Annotated in this window: 21 protein-coding genes; 3 read left to right on the top strand and 18 right to left on the bottom strand. The window is 65.7% G+C overall.

Features of this window, described 5'->3' with window-relative positions; translation table 11 throughout:
* Positions 1–13: 13 nt before the first annotated feature.
* From KRR55_RS01505 to KRR55_RS01520, 4 genes are all read right to left on the bottom strand, one after another.
* Positions 14–2,056, bottom strand: a complete 2,043-nt coding sequence (locus KRR55_RS01505) for a PTS fructose transporter subunit IIABC (RefSeq protein ID WP_217387269.1) — start codon at positions 2,054–2,056, stop codon at positions 14–16.
* Entirely contained in the window at positions 2,053–3,033 is a 981-nt protein-coding gene (locus tag KRR55_RS01510) for a 1-phosphofructokinase family hexose kinase (RefSeq protein ID WP_217387270.1), read from the bottom strand. Before KRR55_RS01510 ends, KRR55_RS01505 begins: the two co-directional genes overlap by 4 nt.
* The gene (locus KRR55_RS01515) at positions 3,030–3,806 is read right to left on the bottom strand and encodes a DeoR/GlpR family DNA-binding transcription regulator (RefSeq protein ID WP_217387271.1); all 777 of its coding nucleotides are present in this window, start codon (positions 3,804–3,806) and stop codon (positions 3,030–3,032) included. The genes KRR55_RS01510 and KRR55_RS01515 overlap by 4 nt, the downstream gene beginning before the upstream one ends.
* 345 nt (positions 3,807–4,151) lie before the next feature.
* Positions 4,152–4,661, bottom strand: a complete 510-nt coding sequence (locus KRR55_RS01520; RefSeq protein ID WP_217387272.1) for a very short patch repair endonuclease — start codon at positions 4,659–4,661, stop codon at positions 4,152–4,154.
* A 471-nt stretch (positions 4,662–5,132) separates the two neighbouring features.
* Between KRR55_RS01520 and KRR55_RS01525 the strand changes: the two genes are divergently transcribed.
* A complete protein-coding gene (locus tag KRR55_RS01525) occupies positions 5,133–6,080 on the top strand; it encodes a trypsin-like serine peptidase (RefSeq protein WP_254455734.1) in 948 nt (315 codons plus the stop codon).
* Positions 6,081–6,145: 65 nt separating this feature from the next.
* Positions 6,146–6,319, top strand: coding sequence for a hypothetical protein (locus tag KRR55_RS01530; protein WP_217387274.1), 174 nt, complete (start codon positions 6,146–6,148; stop codon positions 6,317–6,319).
* Positions 6,320–6,539: 220 nt separating this feature from the next.
* On the opposite strand, the gene KRR55_RS01535 is transcribed toward KRR55_RS01530, so the two are convergent.
* The 13 genes from KRR55_RS01535 to KRR55_RS01595 all read right to left on the bottom strand — a co-directional run bounded on the left by KRR55_RS01535 (position 6,540) and on the right by KRR55_RS01595 (position 20,848).
* Positions 6,540–7,529, bottom strand: coding sequence for a VOC family protein (locus KRR55_RS01535; protein ID WP_217387275.1), 990 nt, complete (start codon positions 7,527–7,529; stop codon positions 6,540–6,542).
* 222 nt (positions 7,530–7,751) lie between these two features.
* Positions 7,752–8,168: a hypothetical protein gene (locus tag KRR55_RS01540; protein ID WP_217387276.1), complete on the bottom strand. Its 417-nt coding sequence runs from the start codon at positions 8,166–8,168 to the stop codon at positions 7,752–7,754.
* A 311-nt stretch (positions 8,169–8,479) separates the two neighbouring features.
* A complete protein-coding gene (locus tag KRR55_RS01545; protein WP_217387277.1) occupies positions 8,480–9,997 on the bottom strand; it encodes an aldehyde dehydrogenase family protein in 1,518 nt (505 codons plus the stop codon).
* Entirely contained in the window at positions 9,994–10,698 is a 705-nt protein-coding gene (locus KRR55_RS01550) for an HD domain-containing protein (protein WP_217387278.1), read from the bottom strand. Before KRR55_RS01550 ends, KRR55_RS01545 begins: the two co-directional genes overlap by 4 nt.
* Before the next feature lie 48 nt (positions 10,699–10,746).
* Positions 10,747–12,045 (bottom strand): NAD(P)/FAD-dependent oxidoreductase, encoded by a 1,299-nt coding sequence (locus KRR55_RS01555; RefSeq protein WP_217387279.1) that lies wholly within the window; start codon positions 12,043–12,045, stop codon positions 10,747–10,749.
* Between the two features lie 3 nt (positions 12,046–12,048).
* Positions 12,049–12,369 carry a 2Fe-2S iron-sulfur cluster-binding protein gene (locus KRR55_RS01560; RefSeq protein WP_217387280.1) on the bottom strand — a complete coding sequence of 107 codons (321 nt, stop codon included), beginning with the start codon at positions 12,367–12,369 and terminating at the stop codon, positions 12,049–12,051.
* An 18-nt stretch (positions 12,370–12,387) separates the two neighbouring features.
* The gene (locus KRR55_RS01565; protein WP_217387281.1) at positions 12,388–13,149 is read right to left on the bottom strand and encodes an SDR family NAD(P)-dependent oxidoreductase; all 762 of its coding nucleotides are present in this window, start codon (positions 13,147–13,149) and stop codon (positions 12,388–12,390) included.
* Between the two features lie 129 nt (positions 13,150–13,278).
* On the bottom strand, positions 13,279–15,144 hold the full coding sequence (locus KRR55_RS01570) for a PEP-utilizing enzyme (RefSeq protein WP_217387282.1): 1,866 nt from the start codon (positions 15,142–15,144) through the stop codon (positions 13,279–13,281).
* A 75-nt stretch (positions 15,145–15,219) separates the two neighbouring features.
* A complete protein-coding gene (locus KRR55_RS01575) occupies positions 15,220–16,314 on the bottom strand; it encodes a PEP/pyruvate-binding domain-containing protein (protein ID WP_217387283.1) in 1,095 nt (364 codons plus the stop codon).
* Positions 16,311–17,597, bottom strand: a complete 1,287-nt coding sequence (locus KRR55_RS01580) for a cytochrome P450 (RefSeq protein ID WP_217387284.1) — start codon at positions 17,595–17,597, stop codon at positions 16,311–16,313. The genes KRR55_RS01575 and KRR55_RS01580 overlap by 4 nt, the downstream gene beginning before the upstream one ends.
* 133 nt (positions 17,598–17,730) lie before the next feature.
* The gene (locus KRR55_RS01585; protein ID WP_217387285.1) at positions 17,731–18,549 is read right to left on the bottom strand and encodes an IclR family transcriptional regulator; all 819 of its coding nucleotides are present in this window, start codon (positions 18,547–18,549) and stop codon (positions 17,731–17,733) included.
* Positions 18,550–18,649: 100 nt separating this feature from the next.
* Positions 18,650–19,336 carry an HD domain-containing protein gene (locus tag KRR55_RS01590; RefSeq protein ID WP_217387286.1) on the bottom strand — a complete coding sequence of 229 codons (687 nt, stop codon included), beginning with the start codon at positions 19,334–19,336 and terminating at the stop codon, positions 18,650–18,652.
* A gap of 279 nt (positions 19,337–19,615) precedes the next feature.
* The gene (locus tag KRR55_RS01595) at positions 19,616–20,848 is read right to left on the bottom strand and encodes an MFS transporter (RefSeq protein ID WP_254455735.1); all 1,233 of its coding nucleotides are present in this window, start codon (positions 20,846–20,848) and stop codon (positions 19,616–19,618) included.
* 195 nt (positions 20,849–21,043) lie between these two features.
* On the opposite strand from KRR55_RS01595, the gene KRR55_RS01600 reads away from it, so the two are divergent.
* Entirely contained in the window at positions 21,044–21,577 is a 534-nt protein-coding gene (locus tag KRR55_RS01600) for a VOC family protein (protein WP_217387288.1), read from the top strand.
* Positions 21,578–21,789: 212 nt separating this feature from the next.
* Here the strand turns inward: KRR55_RS01600 and KRR55_RS01605 are convergent, their stop codons facing one another.
* Entirely contained in the window at positions 21,790–23,151 is a 1,362-nt protein-coding gene (locus tag KRR55_RS01605; protein WP_217387289.1) for an MFS transporter, read from the bottom strand.
* Positions 23,152–23,279 lie beyond the last annotated feature (128 nt).

The raw sequence follows: 23,279 nt of genomic DNA on the forward strand, positions 1-23,279 counted from the left end.
CGGGCGGGGGTGTTTAGGCCGCGACGGGGGCTGCCTCTTCGACGGCAACCGCCTGCGGTGCGGCCTTGCGGACGAACTTCTTCAGCACGATCACCAGGATGGCCGAAACCAGCGTTCCGACGATCGTGGACACCAGGAACATCGGCCAGGTGTTGTTCATGGCGAAGAAGACGAAGATGCCGCCGTGCGGTGCCTGGGACAGGACGTGGAAGCCCATGATCATGGCGCCGGTGATGCCGCCGCCGACCATGGAGGCCGGGATGACGCGCAGCGGGTCCGAGGCGGCGAACGGGATCGCGCCCTCGGAGATGAAGGATGCGCCCAGCAGCCAGGCGGCCTTGCCGTTCTCGCGTTCGGCACCGGTGAAGAGCTTCGGCGAAATGACGGTGGCCAGGGCCATGGCCAGCGGAGGCACCATGCCGGCGGCCATGACGGCCGCCATGATCATCAGCGGGGCGGGGTTCTCGGCGATGGATGCGGCGCCCAGGCCGGCAACGGCGAAGGAGTAGGCGACCTTGTTCACCGGACCGCCCAGGTCCACGGCCATCATGAGTCCCAGGATCAGGCCCAGTGCCACGGCGGCGGTCCCGGTCATGCCCGAGAGCCAAGTGTTCAGTGCCTCGGTCAGCTTGGCGATGGGTCCGCCCAGCAGCAGGAACATCAGGCCGGAGGCGATGATCGAGCCCAGCAGCGGCACGATGACCACCGGCATCAGCCCGCGCAGCCAGCGCGGGACCTTCCACGAGGTGATCCAGCGGGCCGCCAGGCCGGCGAGCACGCCGCCGACGATGCCGCCGAGGAAGCCTGCGTCCATGAACACGGCGACGGCACCGGCGGTGAAGCCCGGGGCGATGCCCGGTCGGTCGGCGTAGGCGTAGGCGATGTAGCCCGCCAGCGCCGGGACCAGGAAGGCCATCGACAGGTTGCCGATCTTGAATGCCGCGGCGCCCAGGTAGGCCGCCAGGCCGGCATCGGGGAGGTTGAAGAGCGTGTTTTCGGCCAGGTAGGTGTCGGCGACCTCGGTGATCGCGTAGCCGCCGAGCAGGAAGCCGAGCGCCATGAGCAGGCCGCCGCCGGCGACGAACGGGATCATGTAGGACACGCCGGTGAGCAGGGCGCGCTTGAGCCCACGGCCGAAGGATTCCTTGGACGTGGACTCGCTCGTCTCCTCGGCGCCCGTGCCGGCCGGGACGCGGCGGGCCTTCGGGTCCTTCGAAGCGGCGATGGCATCGTTGATGAGTTTGGCCGGCTCGTCGATGCCGCGCTTGACCGGGACCTGGATCAGCGGCTTGCCGGCGAAGCGGGAACGGTCGCGGACGTCCACGTCCACCGCGAAGATCACGGCGTCGGCCGCGTCAATGATGGACTTGGACAGCGGGGTGGAACCCGAGGAGCCTTGGGTTTCCACGGCGAACTCGACGCCGAGTTCCTCGGCGGTCTGGGCCAGGGAATCGGCTGCCATATAGGTGTGGGCGATGCCGGTGGGGCAGGCGGTGACCGCGACGATCCGGGGCTTGCGTTCCGGGGCGGCTGCCTCGGCGGCCGGAGCAGCAGCTGGTGCCGCGGGTGCGCTCGAGGCAACGGCCGCAGCGGCGACCGCCGGGTCATCGGAGAGCACTGCGGAAACCAGCTCCACGATTTCGTCTTCGCTGGTGGCGGCGCGCAAGGCAGCGGTGAAGGGCTTCTTGACCAGCGCGCGGGCCAGCTTGGAGAGCAGCTTCAGGTGCGTCTGGTCGGCGCCTTCCGGGGCGGCGATGAAGAAGACCAGGTCGGCCGGGCCGTCCTTGGCGCCGAAGTCCACTGCGGGGGCCAGCCGGGCCATGGCGAGGGTTGGCTCGAGCACCGCGGCGGAACGGCAATGCGGGATCGCGATGCCGCCGGGCACACCGGTGGCGGTCTTGGCCTCGCGGGTCTTGGCGTCGGCCGCCAGTGCGTAGGAGTCCGAGGTGCGGCCCTCGGCGGCGACCAGCGCGACCAGGTGCTCGATGACCTCGGTGGTGCTGGCGCCCAGATTGGCGTCGAGGCTGACAAGACCGCGATTAATGAGTTCGATCATGACATCGTCCTTGGGATCAGGGTCAGCTCTTCGACGCTCACGGCGTCGGGAGCCAGTTGGATGGGGGTGGGGATGGCGGAGCCCGGAAGGGATGCCGCGGCCGAGCCGTAGGCCACGGCGCGGGCCAGCCGCCCGGGGGCGGTTTCTCCTGCTTCATCTGCCAGCAGGTATCCGGCCAGGGCCGAATCTCCCGCGCCAACGGTGGAGCGCGGGGTGATCGGGGTGTGCGTGGCGTGCCAGGCGCCGTCGGCGTTGACCAGCACCGCGCCGTTGGCGCCCAGGGTGGCCAGCACGGTGCCGACCCCCCGGTCCAGCAGCGCCCGGGCCGCCGCGGCGGTGGCCGCGGGCGAATCCTCGAAGTCCTCGCCCGATCCCTGGCCGGCAAGCTCGGCCAGTTCCTCGGCATTGGGCTTGATGAGGTCCGGGAGCTGTTGCACATGCTCGGCGAACAACGCCCGAAGCGGTGCCTCGGAGGTGTCGACGGCGATCTTCGGGGCTGCCTCGCCCAGGGCCTCGCGGACCGTGGCGACCAATTCCGCGTAGAAACCGGGTGCCGCGCCCGGCGGCAGCGAACCTGCCAGCACCAGCCACGAGGCGGAGCGGGAGGCGTCCACGACCACGCGCACGATCTCCGCGAGCACCGCGGTGTTCAGCACCGGGCCCTGTTCGTTGATTTTGGTGGTGGTGCCGTCCGGATCGGTGAGCGTGATGTTGGTGCGCAGCAGCGCGCCGATGTGCACCGAGCGGTGCTCCAGGTCATCGGCGACCAGCCGGCGCAACAGCGGATCTGTTTCCGCTCCGGGCAGCACCGCGAGGGTCTTGACGCCCGCGGATGCAACGGCGCGTGAGACGTTCACGCCCTTGCCGGCGGCCTGGGTGTGGCTGCCCAGGGAGCGTTGGACACCGCCGTGGGCCAGCGGGGCACCGAGCTCGATGGTCGTGTCCAGCGCCGGATTCATGGTCAGGGTGACGATCATGCCAGCACCACCTCCACGTCGGCGGCCTCCAGGGCCGCAGCCAACTCTCCGGTCGGGGCGGCATCGGTGACCAAGGTGTCGATCGCATCGAGCTTCGCGAATTGCACGAGGGTGAGCCTTTCGAATTTGGAGGAGTCGGCGAGCACGATGACGCGTTGGGCGCTGGAGACCATGGCGGTCTTGACCGTGGCTTCCATGGGATCAGGGGTGCTCAGTCCGAAGTTCGAGTGCAGGGCGTTGGTGCCGATGAACGCAATGTCGGCGCTGAGACGGGAGAACTGCTCGACGGTTCCGGCTCCGGTGGCGGCGCTGGTCAGCCCGCGCACCCGGCCCCCGATGAGTTCCAGGGGGATCTGCGGGTTGGCCGCGATGCGGGCGGCGATCGGAAGCGCGTGGGTGATCACCAAGGAGGGGCTGTTGGCGGGGTTCTGGGCGATCAGCCCGGCCAGGATCTCGGTGCTGGTTCCCGCGTCCAGCATGACCGAGACGCCGTCGCCTGGCAGCAGCAGGTGCGCCGCCCGGGCAATGCGGCCCTTGGCGTCCGCGTGGATGGTGGTCCGCTCGCTGTGGCTTTCCTCCCGCGTGCTGGCGGCAAGCGTGGAAACCGCGCCGCCGTGGACCCGGCGCAGCGTGCCCTCGGACTCGAGCTGGGCCAAATCCCGTCGCACGGTCTCTCGGGTGATCTCGAAGCGTGCCGAAAGCTCGGCGACGGTGACCTTCCCGTTTCCGGCGATCTTCTCGGTGATCAGGCGGTGCCGCTCTTCGGCAAACATTGCTTCCTCGCATCCAGTGACGTGCCACACATGAATCTGTGTTTGAATGACTTTATGCCCGTTTGTGTGGCAACGTCAAGTGGATTGCCGGGGAAGAATTGGTATTGCCTGTCTTTGTCTGCGCTTCGTAGCCAAGCGGGCGATCGGAGCGCGGGAGCGACCCCGGTGCCTAGGGGCGATAATCTCGTGCGGCAAGGTTGCCCTGAACGGTGCGAGATTCCACGTGCTAGGTATCAAATCCGTCTTCGCGGTGCGCTCCGCGCCGGGTCGCAACGACGGTGCCAAACGACATGCATGTCGTGGAGCAATCCCTCGACGATATTCGCGGGTATCGGGGCCAAGCCGTTACATCCCCCTATCGATCAGCGGCCCTCCGGCCGATGATGGAGGGCCCAGGAAATTGATGAGGGCTTCAAGCGTGGACTTCGGGTCGCGCAGCTCGCACTCCCACAACACGATCGTCTCCCAACCCAGCGCTCGCAGGGCCGCAGTGTTTTGCTGGTCCCGTTCGTGGGTGCGGCTGCGCTTGTCCGCCCAGAACTGCGCGTTGGTCGCAGGCGCGTGCTGCCCGGCGGGGCAATCGTGCAGGTGCCAGAAGCATCCGTTGACAAACACGACCTGGCGACGCGCGGGAAAGACGATGTCCGGGGCGCCGGGGAGCCTGCCGCCGCGCAGCGGTGTCTCGGGATTCTCTCGCTTCAGCTTCTCGAGTGTTCCACGTGGAATGCGGCCGTGTAGCCGGTAGCGGTATCCGGCTGCGTGGAGCAGCTTTCGCACGGATAGCTCGGGCTTCGTATCCTTTCCGCGGATCTTGCCCATGAGTTGCGAGCGCGCTTGTTCGGACATGCTGTCCATGTCTTGATTGTGCACCCGCTGCTCCTGAAAGGGCACGATCAGGCGTCAGCGGAAATTTTTTTCTTGCTGCCGCCGCCATCGTTGCCGCCGTTTTCCTTCACATTCCAAGGACGGTCTCCTTGGCCGTTGTGGATTCGCAACTTTGGCCAAACAGGAACCCGGACATGCCCTACATTCTGTTGCGCCAGCCCGAAGACGCATGGTTTTGGACAAAAGCTGTCAATTTCGACAGCTAACCTACTCGTGGGTATTCCTCGAATTTTGGGTTCGGTTTCCTTTCATAAATTTTTGGGGTCCAGAATATTCGGCCTCGAAAATGTTAGCCAAAAGTCTCTAGGCGCTGTTTGAAGCATGTGTTTGACTGTTCTCCTCCAGTGCCTCGGCACACACTTTTGAAGGTGGCAATGACGCCACCGGACAGGAAAAAACGTGCAAGCATCGTACGTAAGTCAGAATCCCAAGGGCCGATCCATGAGCAGGACGGTAGCCGCGCTTCTTCTCGCGGGCGCCCTGATCGGTGGAACAGCATCCACGGCAACCTCTGCCCCGCTGTCCGAAACCGATTCGGTCGACATGAAGAAGATCTCTTCGACTCAGGCCGAAGCGGCAATGAACTACTGGACACCCCAGCGAATGAAGGACGCCAAGCCCGCCGATAGCCTTACCCGCGGCAAATCGGCGTCGAACGCCCTGCTTGATATCGGTGAATCAACCAAGATCGCCGGGCGAAGCGCAAGCAAGGCAAAAACGACTGCAAGCAAACCGGTCAAGAACGTGGCCGAGACACCCGTGTCACACATAGGCAAGGTGTTCTTCACCTTGGGTGGAGCGAACTACGTATGTTCCGGAAACGCCGTTGTCGCCGCAAACGAGGCGACCGTCTCGACCGCGGGCCACTGTGTCAACGAGGGTCCGGGCGCATTCGCAACGCGTTGGGTCTTTGTTCCTGCCTATGAAAACGGTAGCGCTCCCTACGGGTCTTTCGCGGCAACTGAGCTTGTCGCTCCGACGCAATGGACGCAAGGCGGGGACATCACCTACGACACGGCCTTCGCAGTGGTCTCGGACCAGAGCGGCGTGAGCCTGGCAGACCAAGTCGGTGCCTCCGGCGTCGCCTTCAACCAGGCCAGGGGACTGACCTACACCGCCTTTGGCTATCCGGCCGCACGGCCATTTGACGGGGAGACCCTGCAGTCATGCAGTGGAGCCGCGAGCGACGATCCGTACGGGCAGACGCAGTCGCAGGGAATTCCGTGCAACATGACCGGCGGTTCTTCCGGCGGGCCATGGTTCCTGGGTGGATCGGATGGGTTCCAGAACTCCGTGAACAGCTTCGGCTACGGAGGAATCCGCAATACGATGTTCGGCCCATACTGGGGCTCGGTCATCGAGCAGGCATACCAGAGCGCACAAAACTAGTAGTCCAAACGGTGGGTGGAATGCCATGATGGCATTCCACCCACCGTCGTTTGAGGACGTGCAACATGGAATCCAGCGATAACACGAAAAACGAATCGCAGGGCATTGAACCTTCCGTCTCCAAACTGAATGCGACGCCTGAAGAGCAATTGGCATATTTCACGGAGGAACGACGAAAAACTGCTGTGCCCCGGGAAATCGAATTGCCGGATCCGGAAAAATTGAACGACGAGGATTGACCTGGTTGGTGGATCCGCACGTGCAGATGCATGAAATCCGTCGTTAAAGGTTTGAGCACCGGCCGGAAGATTCGGGGGACAAATCGTGTTTCCAACCGGTGCTCGCATCACTCGCACCTACATGAGGTAATACCGACTCTATGGTTCGAGCCTATGAATCTCTTGTGTCGGGCCATGGTGTTGGGTGTGAGAAGTCAGCGCGAGCTGTTCACACGCCGGGTCAGTCCTCAACTCGCACGATGATTCGGCTGCCCCAGGGGTCGTTGGTGGCCAGAGACAGGTTGCCGAGCTCGTGCGGGATCTGGTTCGCGGTAAGACGGGCGGCGATGGCGTCCAGTTCGGCATCATCGGCCACCTGGAGAGAGACGACGCGCAGGCCGAGGCTTTCCGGGCGTTTGCCCGCTCCGGATGAGGACCAGGTGTTGACGGCAAGGTGGTGGTGGTACCCATTGGCCGCCAGGAAGATGGCGCCTTCCGAACGGGCCGTCACGGCGAATCCGAGCCCGTCTTCGTAGAATTCCTCGGCCTGCCGCAGGTCGCCGCCGCGCAGGTGCACATGCCCCATCGACACAGTCGTGGCGCGGGCAGCGGGAGCACGGTTTCCAAGGTGCTCGGCGATGAAGGCATTCGGCTCCAGCGCCGCCGAACCCATCGTGACGAGTCCGTCGTTCCATTCCCAAGTGTTCTCGGGAGTATCGACATAGAGCTCGACGCCGTTTCCCTCGGGGTCGGCGAAGTAGAAGGCCTTGCTCACCTTGTGGTCGCTGGAACCTTGGAACGAGGCAGGCGCCTGTTTCGCGGTGCGCAGCACGGAAGCGGCCAGCTCGGCCTCGTCCGGGAAAAGGAATGCGGAGTGGTAGAGCCCGGCCTGGGTGTAGTCATCCGGCGCAGCATCGGGGGAATCGGCCGCGATCAGGCGGAAGAGCTCGGTGTCCTCGGTGCCCAGGACAACGTCATCCTCGTCGCTGCTGATGGTGGTGAGGCCCACTCCTTCGGTGTAGAAGCGGTGGAGCCCGTCGAGGTCGGACGTCACCAATTCGACGGGACCCATCCGCAGTCCGGGGCCCAGTGCGCTGGGCGAGGGACCGTCTTCGGCCGCGGCGGTTGTTCCGCAGGCCGCGAGCACGAATGCAAGGGCCGCCAGAATCGCAGCGATCACCCACCGCGTGGGTCGAATGCGGTCGGCGCGGCGCGTTGAGGTGTTGCCCATGAAGAGGTCCCCGTCGTTGTCGAAAAGAATTGAAGTTGACGCTTCAACTAAATTCTAGCCCATGGGGGTGAAGTCGTGGTTGGCCCGGCGTCCTGGACGCTTAAACGGCGACGCTATGCGCCACGGGGCGGGGCTTCCGAAGAGGGGCGGCCGATCCGGAAACCTTCGGCTGATCCCGTGCCCCGATTCCGCGTCCGACCGGGGCGGAACCCGGTTTCGCGATCAGGTCGTGGCGGCGGCCCGGCGGATGCGCTTGGTGCGCGATCGAAGCAGGAGTGCGAGCGCCACCAGTGAGAGGACTATGGCCAATGCCGCATACCCGTTGACGAGGTTCTGCAGGCCGAGCGTGGGAATGAGCAGTCCGGCGACCAGCGTCGGCACACCGAACGCCATATAGGTGACCTGATAGAGCGACGAGAGTGTACCGCCGCGTTGAAGGGGCGGGAGCAATTCGAGCACCGAGAGAAGTCCACCCTGAAACCCCGCACCGAAGTCGATTCCGCCGATGGCGCTGGCGGCGAAGAAGAGCCACGCACTTTCCAGCGCCACCGCTGCGGCAATTGCTGCAACCCCAAGGATGAGTGCAGATGCTCCGATGGCCATGATCTCGCTGTTGACCCTGAAGCTGAGCACCCGCATTTGGAGAGTAAGGGTAAGTCGACCGGAGGGAATTCGTTATGCGGCCGCGGAGAATCGGCATCGACAGGGCGTTGTCCCAACGGCGACGTCGCCGTTAAAGGTTTGAGCACCGGCCGGAAGATTCGGGGGAATGAATCGTTGATCCAGCCGGTGCTCGCATCACTCGCACCTTCATGAGGTAGTTATGACTCTATGGTCCGACCCTATGGATCCGATGTGCCTGGCCATGACGTTGGGTGTGAAGAACGTTGTCAGTCAATGCATTGTCGCCGGGTACACGAATTCTTGACACGCCCCGCGGCTTGCCGTCCTCAGCGGCGGTGAATCGACTTGTAGCTCAAATAGGCTGCCAGGCCCTCGGGACCGTATTCGGTGCCCAGCCCCGAGTCATTGCGGCCGCCGAAGGGCGCGGCATGGTTGGACGCGAAGAAGTTGATGCCGACGCTTCCGGTGTCCATGCGCTCTGCCGCGGTCTGCGCGGCCACGGTGTCGGCGCCAAAGACGATGCCGCCCAAACCGAACTCGGTGTTGTTCGCCAGTGCAATGCCTTCATCGATTCCGTTGTAGCGCAGGATCGAAACCACCGGTCCGAAGATTTCCTCGCGGGAAATCCGCATCCCGGGCAACACGTCTGCAAACACGGTGGGGGCGACAAAATATCCGGCGTCCAGGTCCCCGCCCAGCCGGGCCTTGCTGCCGCCGGTGGTGGCGCGGGCTCCTTCGGCGCGACCCGACTCGATGTACTCGAGCACGGTCCGGTACTGGCTGGCGGTTGCTGACGGGCCAAACACCGTGGCCGGATCCAGCGGGTCACCCTGGGGTGCGGCGGCAATGGTGGACGTGACCAGGTCCACGACCTCGTCGTAGCGTTGGGAAGGGGCCAGGATGCGCGTGGAAATGTAGCAGGTCTGCCCGGTGTTGCGCATGCAGGAACGAATGAGAGTGTCGCCCATGGCGCCCAGATCCGCATCCGGCAGCACCAACGCGCTGGACTTGCCTCCCAATTCGAGGGTGACCGGGCGCAGCAGCTCACCGCAGGCCGCGGCGATCTTGCGGCCCACCGGCGTGGAGCCGGTAAAGGCGACCTTGTTGATCTTGGGATGACGCACCAGCGCGTCTCCCAGGCGGCCGGACCCGGTGACCAGATTGGCCACGCCTGCCGGAACACCGGCGGCAGCCAACCCATCCATGATGATCCTGAAGGACAACGGCGTGGGGGAGGCCGGCTTCATCACCACGGTGCACCCGGCCAGCAGCGCGGGCGCCAGCTTGATGACCATCAGGTTGATCGGGAAGTTCCACGGGGCAATCAACCCGCAAACGCCCACAGGGTCCCGGCGCACCAGGGACTCGCCCAGGCCGTTGGGGAAGGGACGGACGTCCTCGGATTCCAGCAGCGGGGCCAGCGAGGCAAAGTATCGGAAGATGCTGGCGGCATTTGCCGCCGCGCCCTTGGTCTCGGAGACCGGCGAGCCATTTTCCAACGTGTTGGTCAGCGAAAGCTCGGTGGAGCGCGCCTCGATCTGATCGGCAACGCGCAGCAGCACGGCCGCCCGCTGGGAGGGCGACAGCCGCGGCCAGGGGCCCGAGTCGAAGGCAGTTCGCGCCGCGTCCACCGCCTTCTCAAGGTCCTCGGTGGTGCCGTCGGCGACCGAACCCCACACCAACCCGGTGGCCGGGTCGGTGACGTCGTTTCGGGCGCTACCCGTTGAGGCAACCCACTGGCCGTCAATGAAATGGGTGTCAACGTAGCGGTAGGGCAGGGCCAGGGCCGCGCGCGCGGCAGCGGCGCCTGGCTGATGCTGGAGGTGTTGCTGTTGCGTGCTCATCGCAGCACCGCCGTCTGCAACAGGGCGCGGGAGCGGTCCAGGTCGGTGGTTGCCATGTCCACCGCGGCGTGGGTGATGAGCTCGGGGATGATCTCGGTCTCCAGCCGGTCCGTGTACACGGCCGGGTTCTGCGAGAACCAGCCGGCGGCCAGCGCGATGCCAGCGTGGTCGAAACGCCAGAGCCGGTCGGCGTCACGCATCAGCGCGTCCTCCAGGGAGTGTGCCACCGGGCGGGTGTCGTGCCCGTCGATGATGGCGCAGACCGCCTCGATGAACCCGGGCTCGTAGCCCAGCGGGGGCAGCACGCGGCGGGCCACGTCACAGCCCAGGCGTTCGTGCTCAAAGCGGATGCCGGCCTTGCGCCAGTCGCCGCGGAAGCCCTCGGAGATGATCTTGGTTTCATCCACGTGCGCCCACCCGGTGTCGTGCAACAGGGTGGCCACGAGCACCAGCTCGCGGTTCGCTTCCGGGTAGGCGTCGCACAGGCGGCGGGCGAAGGCCAGGGAAATTGGCAGGTGGATGTCGTTGCCGCGGGCACGGGACTCGGGAACCACCGCGGCCCAGAGCGGGAGCAGGTCCGCCTCGATCCCCGGGGTGAGGCAAATCGGGCTGGTGTCCACCTTCCCGGGAGCGGGAATGGGACGTTGCGGATAGGCAGCGGCGAAGGCGGCGCCGGGATCGGTGTCGGTCAGGGTGTTCATGGCGCGTGCGGCTCCTTGCATCAGGGCAGAGTAGGTGGGGGAGGGCGGCTAGGCGATGAGGGACTTGAGCATGGTGGCCGGATCGGCGGCCCGTTCCGGGTCGATGGACTTGCCGGCGGCCAGGGCCTGCTTGACGGCCATGAAATCCAGCGGGGCGTTGACGGCGTCGGCGGCAATGATGCGCCCGCCGCGGTAGTAGAGGACGGTGAACTTCCCCTTGTCGGGGTCGCGGCGGATGACAGTGGATTCGAAGCCGGTGGACAGCCCGGCGATCTGCAGTTTCATGTCGGCCTGGTTGGACCAGAACCACGGGATGCCGGCGTATTCCTCGCTGCGTCCCATGAGCGAGTAGGCGGCGACCTTGGCGTGCTCAATGGCGTTGTTCACCGACTCGAGGCGGATGCGCTCACCGGCCGGTGCGCCGGGAACGGGGTTGGGCATGTTGGCCACGTCGCCGACGACGATGGTGGTGCCGTCGGAGGCGAGCGCCCCGGCGTCCACGACGATGCCGTTGTTGATTTCCAGTCCCAGGGCCTCGCCGAGCTCGGTGTTGGGGATGACCCCGATGCCGACCAGGACGATCTGGGCCGTGAGCTCGGACCCGTCTTCGAGTCGTACCCCGCCCACGGTGCGGTCGCCGTCGTCGAGGATCTGCTCGATGCGCGCCCCGATGCGGATGTCCAGGCCGCGCTTGCGGTGTTCGGTGAGGAAGTACTCGCTGGTTTCGGTGCCCACGGCCCGGCCCACGAGGCGCTGCCCGTATTCCAGGACGGTGACGCGCTTGCCCATGGCGGCCAGCGAGCTGGCGGCCTCCAGGCCGATGAACCCGCCGCCGACCACGACCACGTCGGTGGTGGCGGGGGCAAGTTCCTTCAGCCGCAGCGCGTCGTCCGCATTGCGCAGGTAGACCACCCCGTCCAGCTCGGCGCCGGGGGCCTCGAGGTGCCGCGGTCGGGCGCCGACCGTCAAGGCCAGACGCTGATAGGGGTAGGTCGTGCCGGAGGTGCCGCGGGCGATTCCGCTGCCGTCGGTGTTTGAGTCCACGGACTCGATCCGCTCGCCCTTGATCAGGGTGATGTTGTGTTCGATCCAGTAGTCGTTGGTGCGGAAGATCAGGGATTCGGAACCGACCTTGTCCTGCAGGAATTCCTTGGACAGGGCCGGGCGCTGGTAGGGGCGGTGGTCCTCGTCGCCCAGCAGCGTGATGTGCTCGGTGTAGCCCAGGGCGCGCAGCGAGATGGCCAGCTGCACCCCGGACTGCGAAGCGCCGATGATCAGCAGGCCGGTGGCGGTTCCCGCCTCCGGTGCGTCGGCCCCGGCACGGGAGGGAACGGTGGCGGTGTCCATGTCCTAGACCTGCGTTTCGGGGGTGGTGACGTGGAGTTCCTGGTCCTCGCAGAGCCGTATCTGGCAGGAGAGCCGGGAGTTGTCCTCGCGGTCAACGGCGGTGCCGTAGAGCATCTCGTCCTCCATCTCGCCCATGGGTTCCAGGCTCGGCAGGTCGGTTTCGGCAACGAAGACGTGGCAGGTGGCGCAGGAGAGCGAACCGCCGCATTCGGCGACGATGGCGGTGACGCCGTTGCGCACCGCGGTCTCCATGACCGAGTCGCCGGTGTTGGCGTTGATGGTGGTGGTGGCACCGGCTGCATCGGTGAAGTGGACTGTAGGCATGAGGTTCAATCGACCTTTCTAGATGAACTGGCGGCCACCGTCGACGACGAGCGTCTGACCGGTGATGAAGGAGGAATCGGGACCGGCGAGGAAGAGCGCAGCCCCCACGATGTCTTCGGGCTGGCTTGCCCGCTTGAGCGCACCGCGGTCTACCCCGTAGTTTTCGGCGTTGTCCATCAGCCCATAACTGGCCTCCGTAAGGGTGAAGCCCGGGGCGATGGTGTTGACGGTGATTTCGCGCCGGCCCAGTTCCTTGGCCATGACCCGGCTCAGGGCGATGACCCCGCCCTTGGATGCCACGTAGTGGGCCCACTGCTCGGAACCGGAGTAGACGGTGGCCGAGGCCAGGTTGATGATGCGCGAGCCGGCTCCCAGGTGCGGGCTCAGCGCCCGGGCCATCATCCAGGGACCCTTGAGGTTCACCGCCATGACCCGGTCCCATTCCTCGAAGTCGATGTCCTCGAAGGGCGAGCGGGTGACGGTGGCGTAGATGGCTGCATTGTTGATGAGCACCTGGACCTGGCCGCCGGCGAAGCCGGCAACCTTTGCCGCGAGCGCGTCGGTGGAGGCGGGGCTGGTGACATCGACGGTGAAGGCCTCGGCCCGGCCGCCGGCGGCCCGGACCATTTCTGCTGTCTCGGCGGTTCCGGCAGGATCGATGTCCGCCGCGGCGACCGCATAGCCGCGCCGTGCGAATCCGAGGGCGAAGGCCCGGCCGAGGCCTCCGGCGGCGCCGGTGACCAACACCGTGCCCGGCGGGGTGTGTGCTTCGGTGCTCATTGTCTGTACCGGGGGCCTTTCACTGGGGCGAATGCTGTGGGGTGGGGAATCGGGGGTAGGCGGTGGGCGGGGCCTTGGGGTGCCCCGCCCACCTTTGGATGTCCGGAACCGCTATGGGGGGAAGCGGTCCTAGACGTGTGCGTGGGAGTGCGCCCCGGGGCCGGTGACCACGGGCGCCTCCTCGAGGATTTCGACGGTGCCCTTGGTTCCGTCCACGCGCAGCATCTGGCCGGTGCGGATGGTGGTGGAGGCGCTGCCGGTTCCGGTGACGGCCGGCAGGCCGTACTCGCGGCAGACGATGGCAGCGTGGCTCATCATCCCGCCGATGTCGGTGACCGTGGCCTTGATCTTGCCGAAGATCGGGCCCCAGCTCGGGGCGGTGATCGGGGCGACCAGGATCTCGCCGGCCTGCACGTCCGAGAGGTCGTCCGCATGCATGACCACGCGGGCCACGCCCTCGACCAGGCCGGGGGAGGCGGCCATGCCCTTGAGCACGCCCGACTCGGAATCCTCGTCCCCGCCCAGCCACTGCTGGACCTGTTCGGTGGTGATGCCCCAGAGCATCCGGGTGAACGGCTCGGTGATGGCCGAGGGCGGGGTGTTCAGCGCCGGGGCCGGCCGGGCGGTCTTCAGTGCGTCGACGATGCCGCGGCGGCGCTCGATCTCCTGTGGCCACACCACGTTGCCGATCGGGTCGCCGGCGCCGATGCCCCAGGAAGTGACCAGGTCGAAGAGCACGTCGCGGACCTCGTTGCGGCCGAGGTAGAGCATGTCCTCGGGTTCGTTCCAGAGGCCCTGGGCATGCAGCATGCGGGACAGTTCGCGCACCTTGCGCCAGAACACGCCCATGGTCCAGTGCTCGATGTAGAAGTTGTGGTTTTCCACGTACGGGTAGGCGGTGGCGGCAAGGGTGCGCTTGGCGTCGAAGACCTCGCGGATTTCCGGATCCAGCAGGTCCCGGTACTCCTCGACGATGCGGTCCTTCTCGGCGATCAGCTTGTCGGTGGGGCGCAGGATGTTCGCCCCGCCCTGCAGGCGGTGGATGTAGTCGGCGATGAAGCCGAGCGGGATCTCCTGGTGTTCGATCCAGTACTTGTCGTGCCCGTAGAAGCCGTTGCCGATGGTGAAGTTGAACCACGGGTCCTTGGCCTCCTCCCAGCGAGCCAGCCAGCGCTCGCCGGCGGGGGAGTCCGCGATCGCGGCCAGCGTGGCCGCCGGGTCGTCGGTGTTGGAGAACGCGCCGGACAGGTCCAGTTCCACGGCCAGTGCCGCGAGTTCCTTCAGTTCGTCGTCGGGCTTGAACAGTTCCATGTCCACGCCCTGGACCATGGTGGCGATCGACTGGTCGGGGATGTTGGGGAAGACCTCCTTGCAGAAGTTGAAGAAGTCCAGGTAGGCGATGTAGCCCAGGTTCAGGAACTCGAAGTGGTACTGCCAGTTCTGGTAGCAGAGCTGGATCAGCCGGTCGTAGTTCTCCAGCAGCACCTCCGAGCCGTCCTTGGCCTTGCCGGAAAGGATGTCCGCCATCGGAACCTGCTCGGGCAGGGCCTCGAAGCTGAGGGTTTCCATCTCGCTGATGGTGCCCTTGACCTTGACGTGCCAGGCCTTCAGCAGCTCTTCCCAATTGGCGAAGTAGTGGCCGATGCGGGCCTCGAAGTCAGGGACGCGGGCGGCGATCTGCTCGCTGGGCACCGGAAGCGGGGACATGTAGAGGTAGCCGAGGTGGATGCGGAAGTCGATGCCGTTGGCGTTGGGGATCATCAGGTGTCGGGCGTTGTACTGGCCCAGGCACTTGACGGCGAATTCCCCGCCGATGGTCTCGAACGGCTTGAAGACGGTGGGCCAGTGCTGGGAATCGCAGAACCAGAACTTCTCGTCTTCCTCGGCCTTCAGTGCGTCCTGGAAGACCAGGTAGTACGGGTAGAGCTCCTCCCAGCCCTCGGCGCCCGGGGGAACCTGGAGATCGGAAGGCTTGGGAAAGGATTTCATGCTCATGGTGGTGGATGCCTTTCAAAAGATGCTGCTGCGGAGTTGGGGGAAAAGCGGCGAACGGTGGTGGGTGGAGCAACGCTAGGAAGCGGTGTTCATCAGCGAGGACGTGATCGAGGAGAAATTGAAGCCCGAACCCACCCCGAGGGAGGCGGCATAGCCGCCGCCGGTCGGCTTCACCGTGGACTTGGACGAGTGCACGGTCTCCGGGCGGGACTGGAGCAGGAGCAGGTTCTCGCCTTCGGGCAGATCCGCATCCAGCGCCCACTCGATGTCCTGCGGGCAGCCGTAGTGCTTCTCGGCGCGCTTGGCCAGCTGCGCCACCAGGGCCAGGTCCGCATCCGAGAGGCAGCGCACCGCGCGGCGCTCTTCGCTGACCTCGACCTCCACCAGGGAGTTGGTGGCCGGGTCGGGAATGAGTTCGGCGTGCTTGGCCCCGATGTGCTCGGTGATGATGGCCAGGGTGACTTTGTCCAGCTGGATGTTGTCGGGTGTGACCGTGCCCGAGACGACCATTTCGCCGACCCCGTAGGAGGCGTCGATGGTGATCTTGGAGCGGTCCCCGTTGGTGGGGTCCAGGGTCATTGCCACGCCGGCTGCGGCGGAGTTGACCATCTTCTGCACGACGACCGCCATGGACAGTCCCTCGTCGGGGATGTTGTTTTTCAGCCGATACAGGATGGCCCTAGAGGTGTAGAGCGAGGCCCAGCAGGCACGGATGTGCTCGGTGACCGCAGCGTAGCCGTTGAGCCAGAGGTAGGTGTCCTGCTGCCCGGCGAAGGAGGCATCGGGCAGGTCCTCGGCGGTGGCCGAGGAACGCACCGCCAGCGGCACCTCCGCGGCGAAGTTCGCCTGCAAGGTGGCGTAGGCGTCCTGGGTGACTTGGCGCAGGGCGGTGGGCACCGGGCGCTGGGTGATCATGGAGCGGATCGTGGCGCTGGCGGCGTCCACCGCGCTCACGTCCTCCGGGTCGACGCCGGCCAGCAGGGCGTTGATTTCGGCGGTGATGCCGCCTTCCATGAAGGCGTCGAACGCCGCGGTGGTGACGACGAATCCGGGAGGCACCGGCATGCCTGCTGCCGTCATGGTGATGAGCGAGGCGCCCTTGCCGCCGAGGTTTTCCAGCTTCGGTTCGGCACCGCCGTCGAAGAATTCGATGAAGTCGTTGTTGCTCATGCCTGGGATTCCTTCCAGCTCACGTTGACGTATTCGGGGACGCGGAAGGACAGGTTCTTGCGGAACTCGATGCCCTCGCCGTCGATCAGCTCAAGGCCCGGGATCCTGGCGGTCAGTTCCTCCAGGGCGATCTTGGCCTGCAGCTTGGCGAGCATGTTGCCCAGGCAATAGTGGATGCCGAAGCCGAAGGAGAGGTGTTCGCGGGCGTTGGTCCGGGTGATGTCGAAGGCTTCGGGGTCCTCGAAGCGGCCTTCGTCGCGGTTGGCCGCACCCATTAACAACAACAGCTCGGCGCCTTCGGGGATCTTGACGCCGGCGACCTCGGTGTCCTTCAGGGCCTTGCGGCGCCAGCCGACGATGGAGCCGGCGTAGCGCAGGACCTCGTCGATGGCAGCGGGGATGGCCTTGGGATTTTGGACCACTTGCTCCCAGGCCTCGCGGTGGGCCAGAAGCACGCGCACGCAATTGGAGATCAGCGTGGTGGTGGTTTCGTGGCCGGCGAAAAGCAGGGAGTAGAGCAGTGAGGCGATCTCGTGGTCGGTGATTTCCGCGCCCTCGGACTGGGCCTTGACCAGGTCGGCGGTGAGGTTGTCCCCGCCGTGCTCGTGGGCGTGGGCCACGAGGCGCATGCACTCGGCCCAGTACTCCACGAGGTTGTGGGCGTGCGGGATTTGCTCCTCGTCGCTCAGGTCGCCCCAGGTCATGGCGGCCCGCGAATCGCTCCAGCGCTTGTAGGTGTCGACCTGGGAGACATCGGCGCCGATGAGGGTGAGGATGGTGATGGTCGGGATGGCGTAGGCCAGGTCCTTGACGATGTCGCCGGTGCCCGCATCGCGGGCAAGCATGACCTCGATCGATTCGATGACGTTGGCGCGGATGGAGGGTTCCAGGGCCTTGAAGCGGCGCGGGGTGAAGGCTTTCTGGGCGATGGCCCGGATACGCGTGTGCTCCGGCGGGCGGCGGGCCGAGAGCCCGGAGTAGGTGGTGAAGCCGCCGTCGTTCATGATTTTGGTGGCCTGCGGGCCGCGCTTGCGCACCGGGGCCTGGGCGTTTTCCGAGGAGAAGGTTTCCCAGTCCTCAAAGACGGCCTTGACGTCGTCGTAGCGGGTGACCACGTAGAGCCCGACACGGTCATCGAACATCACGGGTTGTTCGTTGCGGAGGTTCGTGTAGGAGGGAAACGGGTCTTCCATGGTGAACGGTTCAAAACCGTGGTGGTCGGCCGGTGCCGTGGCGCCGTGCCCCATGGGGCAAACCCCGGCTGCAACATTGCTGCTGGACATGGAACGGACTCCTTGAGGAAAGAAGATCGGGGTTGCGCTGACCGATTGTGGGCTGCGCAACATTCATTGCCTCAAGTGTTACCCATGACACACGCCAGGGGTGCTGAACGTTTCCCACTCAGTGGAAACTAGTTCAGGGCTGGGGTTCGGCGGGAGGTCGCGGGGCGCTTCCGGTGACGCTGCCCAGCAGGGTTTCCAGCGGAATATGTGCCGTGGCCGCCTCGATGCGCTGGGAAATGCCCCTGAGCACGGGCAGGTGCCGGGTCATGGTGCCGGCGTTGGCGGAGGGGACCACGAGTCCGATCGAGCAGCCCAGGCGGCCGGTGTGGAAGACCGGCACGGCAATGGAGCACGAGCCGATGATGACCTCCTCCTGGGTCGTGGCGTAGCCCTGTTCCCGAACCTGGGCGAGCTCGGCCCGCAGTCTGGTCGGGTTGACGTGGGTGTGGCCGGTGACGGTGGCTAGCGGGCGGTTGAGGTAGGCGTCGGCGACCCAGTCCTCGGAATACGCGAGGATCACCTTGCCCACCGCGGTGGCATGCAAGGGCAATCGGCCGCCGACACGTGACGCGCGCGGAACCCGCTTGGAACCGTAGACCCGGTCGATGTACAGGGCCATGTTGCCGTCCCGTACGGCAAGCTGGCTGGTTTCCCCGGTCAGGGAGAACATGTCCTGGACGAAGGGGCGGGCGGTGTCGCGCAATTGGCGCCCCGCATTCTGGGCGATGGCCCACAACCGCAAGCCAAGCTGGACCCCTCCGTTGGGTCCGCGGCTGAGCATGCCCCACTCGACCAGCTCGCCCACCAGCCGATGGGTGGTGCTCAGCGGCACGCCCGAGGCCTCGGCGATTTCGGTCAGGCTCAGTGCCCGGCGCGATGTTTCAAACACTTCCATGATGGCAAGGACCTTGGAAGTCACGGTGCTTCCGGGCACTCGGTTTCCACCTGCCATCTACGGTGTCCTTTCCATCTGCCGCGTCTATTTTGCTCGCACCTTTGAGTGTAGGCGAGGACCCGCGGAAGCGGCCGGCGGAGACGGAGACATAGAGCCCTTAGTGCACCGCGTGAAGTTCCCGGCTCCGCGGCCAGAGGTTGGCCTGCTCCAGGGCGATGAGTCCGTTTGCCATGGTGATTGCCTCGGGAGTGAAAAGCCTGCCCAGCACCCGCGAGGCACACAGGCGTAGGGCCTGGCCGCGGTGCAACCCGAACCAGTCCATGACGGTGTCCAGTCCGTGCGGGGTCAGCCGCCACAACTTGTCGGCGTCCTTGACGATTTCGTCGTCGGGGTTTAGCGCATGGGAGCGGGAGTCATGCCCATCGATGATAGCGGCGACCTGTTTGATCACCACCGTATCCACGCGGAGGGAATCCAGGATCTCGGTTGCCAGTCGCGCGCCCTCCTTTTCGTGCTGCAACACCAGCTCCGGTCGTCCGCCGCCGGGGGCGATGGCGGCGAGGACGAGCCCGGGCTCCACCTGCGACCAGCCGATGTCGTGCAGCATCATCGCGGGCAACACCACTCCGGGATCGGCCTGAGGGCGCTGATGGAGGAGGGCGGCGGCCAGGGAAAGGGAATAGAGGGTATGTGCGTCGTTGTCGCGCACCGCCAGCAGATCCCGTGCCCGGCCCCAGATTTCGCCCAGCAACGGATGGGTCTCAAAGAGATCGGGCAGCGGCGGCGGAATGTGCTCCGAGCTGTCGAGCCCAAAGTGGTTGGCCTGGGGGTGAATTTTAACCATGGGCACATGCTTGCACCAACGCACAGCAAACCCAAGGGGTGGTTTCCGGGCAGTGGAAACCTCTCCGGCAACAACCGGCCGGGATCGGGCCATGATGTGCTTTGCCCGCCGGCATTGCTGGATTAAATGGTTGAGCACCGGCCGGAAGATTATGGGGGATTCTTCCGACCGGTGCTCTCATCACTCGCACCTCCAAGAGGTAGATACGACTCTAGGGAATGATTCTGGACATTTCATGGACAACGGCATCGCGTTTCATGTGATTATCTGCGCGCGTGCCTACTGGGTATGGGAGAAATGCATGCTGCCGCGCCGGCCGACCAAGACCGCGGACAGGATGATGCCCAGGACCGCGAAGGCACCGGTCATCCACCAGGTGGAGGACCATCCGCCGGTGCCCATGGCCAGCCAGGCCACGATCATCGGGCCGGTGAAATTGCCGACGTTGTAGATCTGCTGCATCAATCCCATGGCAGCCGGGGCCGAACCTCCCTCGGGGGCCAGGTCCACCGCCATGCGCGTCATGGTTGCCGGGATCATGGCTCCGGAGAAGGAGAAGAACCCGACGCAGGCGACCTGCCAGGCCAGGCCGCCGGGAACCGGCGACCAGTCAATGGCGAAGGTCAGCAGGCTCGCTGCCGCCATCAACACGAAGGAAACAAACAACAGGGCGCGGGCCGGGGCGCCACGCTGGAGCAGTATGCCGGTGATGATGGCGCCGACCCCGTTGAGCCCGCCGACGATGGCCGACAAGACCCCTGCATGGGTGCCGCTCAGGCCGCTTTCCCCGTATAGCGTGGGCAGGAAACCCACCACCGCCATCCACTGGACCGTGTAGCAACCGAAGACAACCCCTGCGAGCCACACCTTGGGCGATCGGGCGGTGATGCCGATGCGCCCGGCCGCGGCCTTGGCCCCTCCGGCGCCGGCGGGTTGGTCCCTCGGCACCAGGCGCAGCACCAGCGGGATCGGCGCCAGGCTGACGGCCGCCATGACCCACCACCACAGCTGCCAGGTGCCAACCTGCAGGAAGAAGGCACTGGCGATCAAACCCACGAAGGTCGCGGTGCCCTGGTAGGCGCTCCAGCAGCCGACGGCCAGGTTGACACGGCGAAACGGTGCATGGCGGCGGATCAACCCGGGCCCCACCACGGTGGCCACAATGAACCCGACGCCCTCAATCGCCCGGGAAGCCAACAAGGTGTTCGCGCCGATCGACAAGGCGCCAAAGACCGAACCGGCGCTGAGGAAGAGCAACCCCAGGATCAGGGTCCGGCGCTCGCCGATGACCTCGGCCAGCAGCGACACCGCCAGGCCGCCGACCATGCCGGCCACCTGCACCACACCCAGCAACACCCCGGCGGCCAGCAGGGACAGACCCAGGTCCTCCTGGATCAGGGGAAGGGCCGCGGGAAGCTTCCAGATATGAAGCGCAGCGGTGATGCCCGCAACCACCACCACAATCCAGGCGGCATTGCCGCTGGCGGTGCGTCGGAGGCTGGGTTGGGTCATGGTCAATGGAAGAGGTCCTTCGTTGGGCAGTTGATCGGATTCTTCCATGTCGGTGATCCGGAACACGAAGATGTGTCGTCCGCGACCGGATGCGGGACTGCCCGCGGCCCCCGGTTTCCTCCAAGACCTTGACCACCCGTCCGGCGTCCGATGGAATGGCAAGCAGGAATCCAGACCAGCGAAGGGTATTCGATCATGTCCCCGGAACCAGGCACCACGGCAGCAACCGGCAAACACACGACCAACGGGGTGCCGCACGGTTACACGGCACTGACTCCGTTCATCGTGGTTGACCCGGCACACGAGGCCATCGAGTTCTACCGCGACGTCTTCGGTGCCACGGTGCTCTCGGTGATGCCCGGCGCCCCGCGGGAGGATGGCAGCGGCACCATCGCCCATGCGGAACTCGATTTCGGCAATGGCTTCCTGCAGCTCTCGGACCCGCAGCCGGGCTACGGGCTGGTCGCGGCCGATGCACAGCACACCAACAATTCCATCGGCCTGTACGTCGAGGATGTCGATGCGGTCTTTGCCCGGGCAGTGGAGCGCGGCGCCACCGCGGTGGAACAGCCCGCGAACTTCGTCTCCGGGGACCGCTTTGCCACCCTGGCCGATCCATTCGGACGGCGCTGGAACGTCATGACGCGGGTGGAGGACCTGTCCCGGGAGGAATCCGAACGCCGGGTCGCCACCTGGCTTGAATCGTTCAACGCCACGGGCACGGAATAGAGGTAATTTCCGCGTCAGCCGATGGAGCGGCCGGCATGGACCTGCCGCACGTAAGCGCCAAGGTTCATCCCGGTGACGGTGGCGAAATCCCGGGTGAAATGCGCCTGACTTTCATGGCCCGGCGCATGGGCCGGACGCACTCGTGCCCCGGTGCCTCCCGTTGCGGGGAGTGGCCGGGGTACGGGTGCGGGGCGTGCGGGGCGTGCGGGGCGCTACTGCACGTGGGCGCCGGAGGCGTTCTCCACCTTGTGCGCGGTGCGACCCAAGAGGTGCGTGGGCACCTTGTACGTTTCCTTGGCCGTCAGCGCGGAGACCGAGGCGATCAGCGCGATGGCAACGGTGAAGAGGCTGATGACCACCCAGCCGCCGGGCTCCAGGCCGCCCAGGGCCGCGACGATGGACGGGGCGAAGCCAGCCATCAGGAAGCCGAGCTGGGTGCCGATGGCCAGGCCGGAGAAGCGGACCTGGGAGGAGAACATCTCCGCGTAGAAGGAAGGCCAGACGGCGTTGGCCGCCGCGTACGCGCAGGAGAAGACCAGCAGCGAGAGCGCGAACTGCAACAGGGTGTTGCCGGTTTCCATCGAGCGCAGGTAGAACGGCATGAACGCCGCCGAGGCCAGGGCGCCGTAGATGAACACCGGCTTGCGGCCGATCTTGTCCGCCAGCTTGCCGAAGAACGGCTGGGTGAACAGCGCGCCGATGTTGCCGGCAACCACCAGCCACAGCGTGACTGACTCGTCCATGTTGCCGATCGACTTGCCGTAGGAGATGGCCAGCGTGCCGTAGACGGTTGACACCGCGGCGATGAAGGCGCAGAAGACCACGCGCAGCACGTCGCGCCAGTGGAAGCGGATCAGCACGCCCAGGGGCAGCTTGGCGATCTCGTTGTTCTTCTTGGCTTCCTCGAATTCCGGGGTCTCGTGCAGCGAGCGGCGGATGAAGAAGGTGACGATGACGACCACGGCCGAGAGCCAGAATGGAATGCGCCAGCCGATGCCGAACTTGAATTCGTCGGGCATGGCCACCACGGGAATGAAGATCAGCGCGGCGAGGATCTGCCCGCCCTGGGTGCCGGTGAGCGTCCAGGAGGTGAAGAAGGAGCGGCGGTCATCGGGCGCGTGTTCCAGAGTCAGCGAGGAGGCGCCGGCCTGCTCTCCGGCGGCGGAGAGTCCCTGCAGCAGGCGAGCGAGCACCAGCAGTGCCGGGGCCAGCCAGCCGACCTGGTCGAAGGTGGGCAGGCAGCCGATCATGAAGGTCGCCGCGCCCATCAGCACCAGGGTGAACATCAGGACCTTTTGCCGCCCGATCCGGTCCCCGAAGTGGCCCAGGATGACCGCGCCGATGGGGCGGGCGACATAGGCGAAGCCGAAAGTCGCCAGGGACATGACAGCGGCATTGGCGCCGGCGTCGGGGAAGAACACGTGCGGGAAGATCAGCGCGGCCGCGGAGCCGAAGATGAAGAAGTCGTAGTATTCCACGGCGCTGCCCATGAAGCTGGCCAAGGCGGCCTTGACCGGCGTCCTGCCCCCGGTGCCGGGCGCGTCCTGCGCCGGTGGTTGGGTCGTGTTTGGCATCGGGCACTCCTAGGTGTGACGGGAAAATTGAGGGGGAGCTCAACGTGTCTGCGAGATCGTTGTGCGCATAGCGTACAGTTGTACGAATTGCGTACAACCATTAGAGTAGAGCTAAATCACACCCAAGA

The organism is Paeniglutamicibacter quisquiliarum (genome assembly GCF_019084045.1).
In the GTDB taxonomy this organism is placed as follows: Bacteria; Actinomycetota; Actinomycetes; order Actinomycetales; family Micrococcaceae; genus Paeniglutamicibacter; species Paeniglutamicibacter quisquiliarum.

Bases quoted from the DNA above. Each gene is read 5' to 3' on its own strand.
- KRR55_RS01585 (WP_217387285.1), bottom strand. From the start codon at position 18,549: ATGGCAGGTGGAAACCGAGTGCCCGGAAGCACCGTGACTTCCAAGGTC.
- KRR55_RS01545 (WP_217387277.1), bottom strand. From the start codon at position 9,997: ATGAGCACGCAACAGCAACACCTCCAGCATCAGCCAGGCGCCGCTGCC.
- KRR55_RS01565 (WP_217387281.1), bottom strand. From the start codon at position 13,149: ATGAGCACCGAAGCACACACCCCGCCGGGCACGGTGTTGGTCACCGGC.
- KRR55_RS01575 (WP_217387283.1), bottom strand. From the start codon at position 16,314: ATGAGCAACAACGACTTCATCGAATTCTTCGACGGCGGTGCCGAACCG.
- KRR55_RS01605 (WP_217387289.1), bottom strand. From the start codon at position 23,151: ATGCCAAACACGACCCAACCACCGGCGCAGGACGCGCCCGGCACCGGG.
- KRR55_RS01530 (WP_217387274.1), top strand. From the start codon at position 6,146: ATGGAATCCAGCGATAACACGAAAAACGAATCGCAGGGCATTGAACCT.
- KRR55_RS01560 (WP_217387280.1), bottom strand. From the start codon at position 12,369: ATGCCTACAGTCCACTTCACCGATGCAGCCGGTGCCACCACCACCATC.
- KRR55_RS01540 (WP_217387276.1), bottom strand. From the start codon at position 8,168: ATGCGGGTGCTCAGCTTCAGGGTCAACAGCGAGATCATGGCCATCGGA.
- KRR55_RS01505 (WP_217387269.1), bottom strand. From the start codon at position 2,056: ATGATCGAACTCATTAATCGCGGTCTTGTCAGCCTCGACGCCAATCTG.
- KRR55_RS01555 (WP_217387279.1), bottom strand. From the start codon at position 12,045: ATGGACACCGCCACCGTTCCCTCCCGTGCCGGGGCCGACGCACCGGAG.
- KRR55_RS01600 (WP_217387288.1), top strand. From the start codon at position 21,044: ATGTCCCCGGAACCAGGCACCACGGCAGCAACCGGCAAACACACGACC.
- KRR55_RS01580 (WP_217387284.1), bottom strand. From the start codon at position 17,597: ATGTCCAGCAGCAATGTTGCAGCCGGGGTTTGCCCCATGGGGCACGGC.
- KRR55_RS01535 (WP_217387275.1), bottom strand. From the start codon at position 7,529: ATGGGCAACACCTCAACGCGCCGCGCCGACCGCATTCGACCCACGCGG.
- KRR55_RS01550 (WP_217387278.1), bottom strand. From the start codon at position 10,698: ATGAACACCCTGACCGACACCGATCCCGGCGCCGCCTTCGCCGCTGCC.
- KRR55_RS01510 (WP_217387270.1), bottom strand. From the start codon at position 3,033: ATGATCGTCACCCTGACCATGAATCCGGCGCTGGACACGACCATCGAG.
- KRR55_RS01520 (WP_217387272.1), bottom strand. From the start codon at position 4,661: ATGGACAGCATGTCCGAACAAGCGCGCTCGCAACTCATGGGCAAGATC.
- KRR55_RS01590 (WP_217387286.1), bottom strand. From the start codon at position 19,336: ATGGTTAAAATTCACCCCCAGGCCAACCACTTTGGGCTCGACAGCTCG.
- KRR55_RS01515 (WP_217387271.1), bottom strand. From the start codon at position 3,806: ATGTTTGCCGAAGAGCGGCACCGCCTGATCACCGAGAAGATCGCCGGA.
- KRR55_RS01570 (WP_217387282.1), bottom strand. From the start codon at position 15,144: ATGAGCATGAAATCCTTTCCCAAGCCTTCCGATCTCCAGGTTCCCCCG.
- KRR55_RS01595 (WP_254455735.1), bottom strand. From the start codon at position 20,848: ATGACCCAACCCAGCCTCCGACGCACCGCCAGCGGCAATGCCGCCTGG.
- KRR55_RS01525 (WP_254455734.1), top strand. From the start codon at position 5,133: ATGAGCAGGACGGTAGCCGCGCTTCTTCTCGCGGGCGCCCTGATCGGT.